The following is a 10750-nucleotide window of genomic DNA, read 5'->3' as shown; positions in this document are numbered from 1 at the left end:
TCGCCCGTCATGCCCGGGCGTACGACGGTTCCTGGTTGCGGTGCGGCGTCGAAAGCGCCGGACCGGAGCCACCGCAGGACGGCGACGGTGGCGGGAACGCGTCGGTCGGACGCGATGTCGATGATGTCAAACAGCCGGTTATCAGGGGTGGACCAGTCGTGACCGTTCGACAATCGATCGTCTTCAACGGCGACCTCGGCAGCGGCAAGAGCACCGTGTCGGTGGAGATCGCCAAGCGGCTCGGGATGCGCCGGGTCAGCGTCGGTGACCTCTACCGGGAGATGGCGCAGCAGCGGCAGATGACCGCTCTGCAACTCAACCTGCACGCCGAGCTGGACCAGGCAGTCGACGGCTACGTCGACCAGCTCCAGCGGGACATCGCCGCCTCCGGCGAAAGTCTGATCATGGATTCGCGGCTGGCCTGGCACTTCTTCACCGACGCGCTCAAGGTCCACATGATCACCGAGCCGGGTGAGGCGGCCCGCCGGGTGCTGGCCCGCCCCTCGGGGCCGGCGGAGAGCTACGCCTCGCTGGAGGAGGCCAAGGCCAAGCTCCGGGAGCGCAGCGAGAGCGAGCGCAGCCGGTTCATCGTCAGGTACGGGGTGGACAAGGCCCGCCTGCGCAACTACGACCTGGTGTGCGACACCACCCGTGCCTCGGCCGCCGAGGTGATCGAGCACATCGTCGCGGCGTACGAGGGGACGCTCGGCGCCGAGGTGCTGCGCGACGGCCCGCCGCTGCTGCTGCTCGACCCGGCCCGGGTCTACCCGACCGAGGACATCGCCACGCTGCGCGGACTGTGGGACACCGAGTTCGTCGGTGAGGTCGCCGAGGCCGGTGACGAGGGGCTGGAGCCGTTGAAGATCGGCTTCACGGGTGAGTACTTCTTCGTCGTCGACGGCCACCGCCGGCTCAGCGCCGCCCTGCAGAGCGGCTTCTCCCTCGTACCGGCCCAGCTCGTCGCCGAGGTCGACGAGCAGGTGGTGGGTGGCATGACCGCCATCGACTACTTCGCCGCGCAGGTGCGTCCCGGCCTTGTCTACGACTGGGAGGCGGCCCACCGGATCCAGCTGCCGCTGCCGGAGCCCGCCCTGCTCGGCGGCGACGCGGTGCTCGCGGGGGATCCGAGCGTCAGCGCCTGACCCGACGTCGGCTCCCGAGCGGGGGTGCCGGGCGCCGGCGGCGTGGGCATGATGGAGCCTTCGACGCATCGACGGGGGAGGCCGGTCATGGACGCTGCCGAGGCGCTCACACTGCTCATGTCGCCGCAGGGGCGGGTCGACCCCTACCCGACGTACGAGCGGCTGCGCGCGCACGGACCCGTGGTGCAGGCGCTGCCCGGCCTGTACGTGGTGACCGGCTACCCGGAGGTCGACGAGCTGCTGCGCGACCCCCGGCTCGGGGTGCTCGACGACGCCCTGCGGGACCAGATGTGGCCGAACTGGCGACAGAGCCCCGCCGTGTCGTCGATCGCCAGGTCGATGCTGCGGACCAACCCGCCCGACCACAGCCGGATGCGTCGGCTGGCCGCCGGGGCGTTCAGTCCGCGCCGGATCGCCGGGATGCGCGACGTGGTGCGGGCGCAGGCCGAGGAGCTGCTCGACGCGATCGTCGAGCGCGCCGGGGACGGCGGGCCGGTGGACGTGCTCGCCGACTTCGCGTACCCGCTGCCGGTCGGGGTGATCTGCGCGCTGCTCGGTGTGCCGGCGGCCGACCGGCCGCTGTTCCGGCGCTGGGCCGGTGACCTGACCGGGGTGCTGGAGCCGGAGATCACCACCGAGGAGCTGGCGGTCGCCGACGCGGGCGCCGCCGAGCTGCGCGACTACTTCGTCGAGCTGATCGTCGCCCGACGGCGGGCGCCGGCCGATGACCTGACCACCGCGCTGGTCCAGGTGCACGACGCCGACGGTGAACGGCTCACCGGCGACGAGCTGCTGGCCAACCTGGTGGTGCTGCTGGTGGCAGGCTTCGAGACCACCACCAACCTGCTCGGCAACGGCCTCGTCGTGCTGCTGCGTCACCCGGCGGCCGCCGACGCGCTGCGCGCCGACCCCGCGCTCGCCCCGGCGTACGTCGAGGAGCTGTTGCGCTACGACTCCCCGGTGCAGCTGACCACCCGGACCAGCACGGCGCCGGTGCGTTGCGGCGGCCTCGACCTGCCGGCCGGCAGCGCGGCGCTGCTGCTGCTCGGCGCGGCCAACCGCGACCCGCGCCGGTTTCCCGACCCGGGGAAGTTCGACCCGACCCGAGGGCAGGCGCACCCGCTGTCCTTCGGCGCCGGCCCGCACTACTGCCTCGGCGCCGGCCTGGCCCGGCTGGAGGCGCAGCTGGCGTTCCCGATGCTGCTGCGCCGGCTGCCCGAGCTGGCCCTGGCCGAGCCGCCCCGGCACCGGACCCGGCTGACCCTGCGCGGCTACGAGAGCCTGCTGGTGACGCTCGGCACACCGGCGCCGGCCGATCGAGGTGCGCCGGCCGGTGCGCGCCCGGGCACTCCGTAGACTGGTACGGCACCGCCCGTCCCACCCATGAAGGAGCCGTCCCGCGTGACCGTCCAGCCCATCCGTCTTTTTGGGGATCCGGTGCTGCGCACGCCGGCCGATCCGGTTGTCGACTTCGACGTCGAGCTGCGTAGGCTCATCGCCGACCTCACCGACACGATGCGTGAGCAGAACGGCGCCGGCCTGGCCGCCCCGCAGCTCGGTGTGAGCCTGCGGGTGTTCGCCTTCGACGTCGACGACGTGCTCGGGCACCTGGTCAACCCGGTCCTGGAGTTCCCCGACGAGGAGGAGCAGGACGGCCCGGAGGGCTGCCTGTCCATTCCCGGGCTCTACTTCGACACCAAGCGCCGGCAGAACGTCATCGCCAAGGGCTTCAACGGCTACGGCGACCCGTTGCAGATCGTCGGCACCGGCCTGATGTCCCGCTGCGTGCAGCACGAGACCGACCACCTCGACGGTGTGCTCTTCCTGGACCGGCTCGACTCCGCCGGCCGCAAGGAGGCCATGAAGGCGATCCGCCAGGCCGAGTGGTACGACCCGGCCGCCCCGCCGGTGGTCAAGGTCAACCCGCACGGCGCGGGCAGTCCCTTCGGTCTGGGTCGGTGACCCGGATGCGTGTGATCTTCGCCGGTACGCCGGCCGTCGCCGTCCCCGCGCTGGCCGCCGTCGCCGCCTCCCGGCACGAGCTGGTCGCCGTGGTCACCCGACCCGACGCGCCCGCCGGACGTGGCCGAGGCCTGTCCCGCTCCCCGGTGGGCGAGTGGGCCGACGAGCACGGCGTGGAGGTGCTCACGCCGGCCCGCCCCCGCGATCCGGAGTTCCTCGACCGCCTCCGCGAGCTGGCACCGGACTGCGTGCCCGTTGTCGCGTACGGCGCGCTGGTGCCGCCGGCCGCCCTGGAGATCCCCCGGTACGGCTGGATCAACCTGCACTTCTCGCTGCTGCCGGCCTGGCGGGGTGCCGCGCCCGTGCAGCACGCCGTCCTGCACGGTGACGAGCTGACCGGCGCCAGCGTCTTCCAGCTGGAGCAGGGCCTGGACACCGGCCCGGTGTACGGCACCCTGACCGACGAGATCCGCCCCGCCGACACGTCCGGCGACCTGCTGGAGCGGCTCGCCGACTCCGGCGCCGGCCTGCTCGTGGCGGTGCTCGACGCGATCGCCGACGGCACCGCCCGCGCCGAGCCGCAACCCGCCGACGGGGTGTCGCTGGCGCCGAAGCTGACTGTGGACGACGCCCGGGTCCGCTGGGCCGACCCGGCGTTCGCCGTGGACCGCCGGATCCGGGCGTGCACGCCCGCGCCTGGCGCCTGGACGACGTTCCGGGGCGAGCGGGTGAAACTCGGCCCGGTCGTGCCGGTGCCCGACGGGCCGGAGTTGAAGCCGGGTGAGTTGCTCGTGGAGAAGGCCCGGGTGCTTGCCGGTACGGCCACCGCGCCGGTGCGCCTCGGCGAGGTTCGTGCCGCGGGCAAGCGGGCGATGGGCGCTACCGACTGGGCGCGCGGCGTCCGGGTCGGCACTGGAGAGGACTTCGCGTGACAGCCCCCGAGGGCACCCGCCCCACCCGCTCCGGCCCGACCGCGGGTCGTGGCGGGGACCGCCGGCCGGTCCGGCCACCACTGGACCGCCCGCGCCGCGCGGCGTACGAGGCGGTGGCGGCGGTGCACCGCGACGACGCGTTCGCCAACCTGGTGCTGCCGATCATCCTGCGCGAGGAGGGGCTGTTCGGCCGGGACGCGGCCTTCGCCACCGAGCTGACCTACGGCACGCTGCGTCACCTGGGCACGTTGGACGCGATCCTCACCGACGCGGCCGGGCGGGACGTGGCCCGGATCGACCCGCCGGTCCGCGACGCGCTACGGATCGGGGCGTACCAGCTCCTGCACACCCGGGTGCCGCCGCACGCCGCGGTCTCCTCGACGGTGGACCTGGTCCGCGCGGTCGCGCCGGGCGCCACCGGGTTCGCCAACGCGGTGCTGCGGGAGGTGTCGACCCGCGACTCCGACGGCTGGGTGGCGAAGCTCGCCCCGCCGATGGAGACCGACCCGGTCGGGCACCTGGCGGTCGCGTACAGCCACCCGCAGTGGATCGTGCGGGCCTTCTCCGAGGCGCTCGACGGTGACCTGGGTGAGACGGCACGCCTCCTGATCGAGGACAACGAGCGGCCGCCGGTGCACCTGTGCGCCCGGCCCGGCCTGATCGACCCGGTGGAGCTGGCCGACCAGGTCGGCGGCGCGCCTGGCGCGTTCTCGCCGTACGCCGTCTATCCGCCCGGCGGCGCGCCTGGCGACGTGCCGGCGGTGGCGGACGGCCGCGCCCACGTCCAGGACGAGGGCTCCCAGCTGGTGGCCGCCGCCCTGGCCGACGCGCCGCTGGACGGCCCGGACGGGCGCTGGCTGGACCTGTGCGCCGGTCCGGGTGGAAAGGCCGGGCTGCTCGGTGCGCTTGCCGCGCAGCGTGGCGCCCGGGTGACAGCTGTGGAGGTGGCCGAGCACCGCGCCCGGCTGGTCTCCCAGGCGACCCGGGGGCTGCCCGTTGCCGTGCTGACGATGGACGGCCGGGAGGTCGGGGGCGACCCGAAGCTGCCCGAGGGGCACTTCGACCGGGTTCTGGTGGACGCCCCCTGCACCGGGTTGGGGTCGCTGCGCCGCCGGCCGGAGTCCCGCTGGCGCCGCCAGCCCTCCGACCTGCCGCCGTTGACGCGACTGCAACGTGAGCTGCTCGGCGCGGCGCTGCGGGCGGCCCGCCCGGGCGGGCTTGTCGCCTACGTCACGTGCTCGCCGCACACCGTCGAGACGCACGTGACGGTCACCGAGGCGGCCCGTCGCAGCGGCGTGTCGGTGGACTTCGTCGACGCCCGACCGCTGCTGCCGGCCGGCATGCCGGGCCTCGGCGACGGTCCGACGGTGCAGCTCTGGCCGCACCGGCACGGCACCGACGCGATGTTCCTCGCCGTCCTGCGCAAGGGCTGACGCGACACCGCACCCGGCCGGGCCCGGCCGGGTGCGGTCATGCGCGGCCGGTCAGGTGACCGGGAGGCCCTTCGTGCCCGCGTTGCGCAGCGAACGGGTCAGGTTCCGGTCGCTGATCCACAGGAAGCACTGCACGCCCCGGTTCCCGTTCTTCCACTCCTGCTCGTACGGCTGGTAGTAGATCGTCCCGGCGCGGAAGTCGAGCTGCGAGTTGTCCGGCACCTTGGCGAACTTCGCGGTCATCGTCTGGCAGGCCCGGTGGGTCCGCTTGGTGGTGCGGGTGAACTCGGCGTAGCTGATGTCCGGGGCCTGCCAGATCCCGACGAACTCGGCGTGGTGCTTGGCGGTGCAGGGCACCGCGACCATCTCGTCGATGTCGTCCTTGACGAGCTTGGGGTTGAAGCAGCGGTACGCCAACGGCGCCGCCCCGGTCAACGACCCGCGGAGGCTGCCGGTGCGCAGGTCGACTGCCGTGTCGTCGATGCTGGCGATCTCGGTGACGTCGCAGCGGTACCAGCGGGCCCCACCGGCCCAGGCGGACGCGGACGGCGGGACGACGGTCAGGCCGAGCCGGCCGGAGCGCCAGTCCGCGCCGACGGCCTTGCTGACCTCCTTGTCGCAGCCGGCCTGCGCGGCCCGCATGCCCTCCGAGCCGGGCGGCGGGGGTGTGCCGCGCTCCGCGCCCTTACCGGTGAGGGTGCCGACGAACAGGGTCTCCACCCGGTGCGACTCGGCGCACGACATCGGGTTGTAGCCGGTGAGGAAACCGACCTGCTGCGAGGAGTGGTGGCAGACGTCGGCGGCGGGAACGAACTGCTGCGCCGCGACGGGCGCGGGCCAATCGTCGGTGAGGTTGCGGTCGACCCCGGCCGGCGCGCCACACCCGGCGAGCGCCAGGGCAACCGCCGCGCCACCGGCAACCGCCGTCAACCACCGTCGCATCTCCGACCTCCCGCCGCTGGTGGCCTCCGGTCGACCCCTCGGCCGGTCGGTAGCGCCACGGCGCAGCAGCATACGGCACCGATGCTCAGATCGCCGGTAGTCCCTCGGGGCCGACGCCGCGCATCGAACGGGTGAGCTTGCGGTCGTCGCTCCACAGGAAACACCGCACGCCCCGGTCACCCTCCTCCCACTCCCGTTGCGACGGTGGGTAGTAGATGGACCCGGCCCGGTACGGCAGGTCGGCGTTGTTCGGCACGTCGGCGTACGCGGCGATCAGGGCCATGCAGCGGCGGTGCGCCTGCTCGGCGGAGCGGGTGAACTCGGCCCAGCTCATGTCGCGCTCGGTGTAGACGCCGACGAACTCGGCCCGGTGCGGTTCGGTGCACAGCACGGGCGCCATGTAGTTGAGGTTGTCGCCGATCAGCTTGGGGTCGAAGCAGCGGTGCGTCAGCGGGGCGTCGCCGATCAGCGCTCCGCGCAGGCTGCCGCTGCGGTTCACCGGCCGGGTGTTGTCGATGCTGTCGGTCTCGCTCAGGTCGCAGCGGAACCAGCGTGCGCCGCCGGCCCAGGCCGGTGCGGACGGCAGCGCGAGCGACAGGCTGAGCCGTGCCGTGTGCCAGTCGCCGCCGAGCACCTCCCGGGCCCGCTGGTCGCACTCGCCGCGGGCGGCGCGCAGCGCCGGTGAGCCCGGCCCGGGCCGGGTCCTGGCCGACGCGGCGGGGCCGGTGAAGGCGCCGACGTGGATCGCCTCGGCCAGGTGGCTGCGCGCGCAGTCGACCGTCTCGTACGTGCTGGCCTGCACGATGGAGGTGATGCGCGGCAGGCAGGTGTCGGTGGCCGGGGTGAACGGCTGGGGGGCGCCCAGCCCGGGCCAGTCGTCGGTCAGGTCACCGTCCGCGCCCCGCGCCGGCCCGCAGCCGGTCAGCAGCACCGTCGTGACGCACACCGACGCCAGCACTCCGAGCCACCGTCGCATCGTCCGCCTCCCGGGAGCTGGCGGCCGGTCACCGCGCCCCGCGGCGAGACCCCGGCGGGCGTGCAGCCTACGGCACCGTCCCGCTTGGAGTGTCGTCGCGTTTCCGTCGATCGGCCAGTAGCTGATGTCTGTTCGTCCGGATTCGTCAGTCCGGATCGACCAATTCTGCACCACTGGTCACTGCCGGGTCACAGCGCGTCCGAGGTGGTGCCGCGATGCGGGCGGCGGGGGGCCGCGTTCGTACACTGGCCTCGTGACCGTACCGCCGCCGATCGTCGCGCCGAGCATCCTGGCCGCCGATTTCGCCCGTCTCGCCGAAGAGGTCCGCGCCGTCCAGGACGCCGCGGACTGGTTGCACGTGGACGTGATGGACAACCATTTCGTGCCCAACCTGACGATCGGTCTGCCTGTGGTGCAGAGCCTGCGGGCGGTCACCGAGATGCCGTTCGACGTGCACCTGATGATCGAGGACCCGCGTCGCTGGGCCCCCGGTTACGCCGACGCCGGGGCGTACAACGTGACGTTCCACGCCGAGGCGTGCGACGACCCGGTGGCACTGGCCAAGGATCTGCGTTCGGCGGGCGCGAAGGCCGGACTGGCCATCGACCGGGACACCCCTATCGAGCCGTACCTGGACCTGCTGCCCAGCTTCGACACCCTGCTGATCATGACGATCAAGGCGGGCTTCGGCGGGCAGCGGTTCATCCCCCAGCTGCTGGACAAGGTCCGTGCCGCCCGCCGGCACGTCGACACCGGGCACCTGGAGCTGCGCATCGAGGTGGACGGCGGGATCGCCGCCGACACCATCGAGCAGGCGGCGTCCGCCGGCGCCGACGCGTTCGTGGCCGGCACCGCCGTGTACGGCGCCGCCGACCCGGCCCAGGCCGTACGGCACCTGCGGGCACTCGCGGAACGCGCGACCCGCGGGGCCTGAGGTGGAGCCCGACGGCGACCGCAAGGACATCATCCTCGTCGTCGACGACGACGAGGACATCGCTCGTTTCGTCGAGTTCAACCTGCGGTTGCACGGCTTCGACGTGATCCACGCCAGCGACGGCCAGGAGGCCCTGGAGGTCATCGAGCGGCAGCGGCCCGACCTGGCCGTGGTCGACCTCATGATGCCCCGCATCGACGGGATGGAGCTGACCCGGCGGCTGCGCGCCGACCCGATGACCTCCGCCCTGCCGGTGATCATGCTGACCGCGAAGGGCATGACCGTGGACAAGGTGCACGGGCTCAGCGCCGGCGCCGACGACTACCTGGTCAAGCCGTTCGACACCGCCGAGCTGGTGGCCCGCGTCTCGTCGACCCTGCGCCGCAACAAGGAGTTCCGGGAGGTCTCGCCGCTGACCGGGCTGCCCGGCAACAGCCGGATCCGGCGGGAGATCAGCGACCGGGTCCGGCACGGCGTGGACTACGCGGTCGGCTACATCGACATCGACCGGTTCAAGAGCGTCAACGACAGGTACGGCTTCGTCCGCGGCGACGACTTCATCTCCGCCCTGGCCCGCAGCCTGCACCGGGCCGTTGTCGCGGTGGGGTTGCCGCCGGCCTTCCTCGGCCACGTCGGCGGCGACGACTTCGTCATCGTCTGCGCGCCGGACCAGGTCCGCCCGCTGACCTCCAGGGCCGTGGTCGACTTCGAGAAGTCGGCCGACACGCTCTACGACCCGACCGACCGGGAGCGGGGCTTCGTCGAGTTGAAGGATCGACGGGGCACGATCCGCCGGGCCGCCCTGGTCACCCTCTCCATCGGGGTCTCCCTCTCCGACTCCGGCAAGCGGTTCACCGACCCCCTGGAGGCCATCGCGGTGGCCTCGGAGATGAAGACGGTCGCCAAGAGCCAGCCCGGTTCGTACGTGGCGGTGGACCGGCGGCGCGGCGTCACCTGACGCGTGATCCCGCTGTGAAGTAGCTCGCCTGGATAAGGACACACCGTGCTCGGCGTGTAAGACTGCGAGGTACCCACCACGCGCTGGCGGGACTCGGTGAAATTCCGAACCGGCGGTGATCCACGGTCCGACCGTGGTCAGCCCGCGACCCGGACGGCTTCGGCCGGCCGGTGGACCTGGTGAAACTCCGGGGCCGACGGTTGGGAGCGGTTCGTCCGCACCCAGACAGTCCGGATGGGAGACAGCGCGCGGGACGGACGGGTCCGCCCGGCCGCTGGCGTCAGCGTGCCGTGCCCACCCTCCGGGGCGGCTGTGCCGTTCCCGGAATCCGCCACCGCCTGCCCGCGGCCCATGCCGCCTCCCTGACCGCCAGCGCGCGGACCGGCGAGTGAGAGGGCGGGAAAGGGCGATGGCCAGCGTCTCCGTCGACGAGGCGATGCGGCGTGCGATCGAGTTGGCCGCACGGGGGTTGGGCACGACCAGCCCCAACCCGGTGGTCGGCTGTGTGCTGCTCGACGAGGACGGACAGGTCGTCGGGGAGGGCTTCCACGCCTACGCCGGCGGGCCGCACGCCGAGATCGTCGCGTTGGCCCAGGCCGGGCAGCGCGCCAAGGGCGGCACCGCGGTCGTCACTCTGGAACCCTGCAACCACACAGGCCGCACCGGCCCCTGCAGCACCGCGCTTGTCCAGGCCGGGGTGGCCCGGGTGGTCATCGCCGTGCCCGACCCCAACCCGGTGGCCTCCGGCGGCGCCGCCACGTTGCGCTCCGCAGGGGTCCGGGTCGACCTGGGGGTACGCGGCGACGAGGCCGAGGCCGGCAACGTCGCCTGGCTGACCTCGATGCGCCGGGGCTGGCCGTACGTCATCTGGAAGTACGCCGCCACGCTCGACGGGCGCTCCGCGGCGGCGGACGGCACCAGCATGTGGATCACCTCGGAGGCGGCCCGGATCGACGTGCACGCGCTGCGCGGCACCGTCGACGCGGTCCTCGCCGGGGTGGGCACCGTGCTCGCCGACGATCCCCGGCTGACCGCCCGCAACCTGCGCGACGGCAGCCTGGCCATCCGGCAGCCGCTGCGGGTGGTGGTGGACAGCTCGGGGCGTACCCCGGCCGACGCCCGGGTCCGCGACGGCGCCGCCCGGACGTGGATCGCGACCGCCGCGGAGGTCGGCGCCGGCCCGGACGGCCGGGTCGACCTGCCGGCGCTGCTCGCGGCGCTGCACCAGCGCGGGGTCCGCGCGGTGCTCCTGGAGGGCGGCCCCCGGCTGGCCGGCGCGTTCCTCGCCGCCGGCCTGGTCGACAAGATCATCGGGTACGTCGCGCCCCGGCTGCTCGGCGCCGGCCCCACGGCCCTGCTCGACGCGGGAGTGACGACCATCGCTGAGGCAATCGATCTGGAGTTCGTCGACGTTACGCAGGTCGGTCCGGACCTCCGGATCACCGCTTTGCCCCGTAAGAGGGAGGGCTGA

10 protein-coding genes and 1 riboswitch are annotated in these 10750 nt (G+C 73.4%); of the genes, 8 read left to right on the top strand and 2 right to left on the bottom strand.

From position 1 onward, the window contains the following. The first annotated feature begins 158 nt into the window (after positions 1-158). The 5 genes from ACZ6N8_RS10960 to ACZ6N8_RS10940 all read left to right on the top strand — a co-directional run bounded on the left by ACZ6N8_RS10960 (position 159) and on the right by ACZ6N8_RS10940 (position 5469). On the top strand, positions 159-1142 hold the full coding sequence (locus ACZ6N8_RS10960) for an AAA family ATPase (protein WP_387123490.1): 984 nt from the start codon (positions 159-161) through the stop codon (positions 1140-1142). An 87-nt stretch (positions 1143-1229) separates the two neighbouring features. Beyond that, positions 1230-2498 (top strand): cytochrome P450, encoded by a 1269-nt coding sequence (locus ACZ6N8_RS10955; RefSeq protein WP_466009242.1) that lies wholly within the window; start codon positions 1230-1232, stop codon positions 2496-2498. 45 nt (positions 2499-2543) lie between these two features. Next, a complete protein-coding gene (gene def, locus ACZ6N8_RS10950; protein ID WP_357987614.1) occupies positions 2544-3104 on the top strand; it encodes a peptide deformylase in 561 nt (186 codons plus the stop codon). A gap of 5 nt (positions 3105-3109) precedes the next feature. Beyond that, positions 3110-4036: a methionyl-tRNA formyltransferase gene (gene fmt, locus ACZ6N8_RS10945; RefSeq protein ID WP_357987617.1), complete on the top strand. Its 927-nt coding sequence runs from the start codon at positions 3110-3112 to the stop codon at positions 4034-4036. Continuing rightward, positions 3991-5469: an RsmB/NOP family class I SAM-dependent RNA methyltransferase gene (locus ACZ6N8_RS10940; protein ID WP_466009810.1), complete on the top strand. Its 1479-nt coding sequence runs from the start codon at positions 3991-3993 to the stop codon at positions 5467-5469. The genes fmt and ACZ6N8_RS10940 overlap by 46 nt, the downstream gene beginning before the upstream one ends. Positions 5470-5520: 51 nt before the next feature. Here ACZ6N8_RS10940 and ACZ6N8_RS10935 read toward each other — a convergent pair whose 3' ends face one another. Together ACZ6N8_RS10935 and ACZ6N8_RS10930 are read right to left on the bottom strand one after the other, a co-directional pair. Next, the gene (locus ACZ6N8_RS10935) at positions 5521-6411 is read right to left on the bottom strand and encodes a septum formation family protein (protein WP_466009241.1); all 891 of its coding nucleotides are present in this window, start codon (positions 6409-6411) and stop codon (positions 5521-5523) included. Positions 6412-6496: 85 nt separating this feature from the next. Further along, the gene (locus tag ACZ6N8_RS10930) at positions 6497-7387 is read right to left on the bottom strand and encodes a septum formation family protein (protein WP_466009240.1); all 891 of its coding nucleotides are present in this window, start codon (positions 7385-7387) and stop codon (positions 6497-6499) included. 253 nt (positions 7388-7640) lie between these two features. Between ACZ6N8_RS10930 and rpe the strand changes: the two genes are divergently transcribed. The 3 genes from rpe (at position 7641) to ribD (ending at position 10750) form a co-directional block, all read left to right on the top strand. Further along, a complete protein-coding gene (gene rpe, locus ACZ6N8_RS10925; protein ID WP_466009239.1) occupies positions 7641-8321 on the top strand; it encodes a ribulose-phosphate 3-epimerase in 681 nt (226 codons plus the stop codon). 1 nt (position 8322) lies between these two features. Further along, the gene (locus ACZ6N8_RS10920) at positions 8323-9279 is read left to right on the top strand and encodes a GGDEF domain-containing response regulator (RefSeq protein ID WP_466009237.1); all 957 of its coding nucleotides are present in this window, start codon (positions 8323-8325) and stop codon (positions 9277-9279) included. A gap of 78 nt (positions 9280-9357) precedes the next feature. Further along, positions 9358-9529: riboswitch (FMN riboswitch) on the top strand. Between the two features lie 159 nt (positions 9530-9688). Beyond that, a complete protein-coding gene (ribD, locus tag ACZ6N8_RS10915; RefSeq protein WP_387123502.1) occupies positions 9689-10750 on the top strand; it encodes a bifunctional diaminohydroxyphosphoribosylaminopyrimidine deaminase/5-amino-6-(5-phosphoribosylamino)uracil reductase RibD in 1062 nt (353 codons plus the stop codon).

This window comes from Micromonospora sp. NPDC047521 (genome assembly GCF_055587305.1).
The sequence above is the reverse complement of the archived record's forward strand: the minus strand, read 5'-3'. Positions and strand labels throughout refer to the sequence as shown.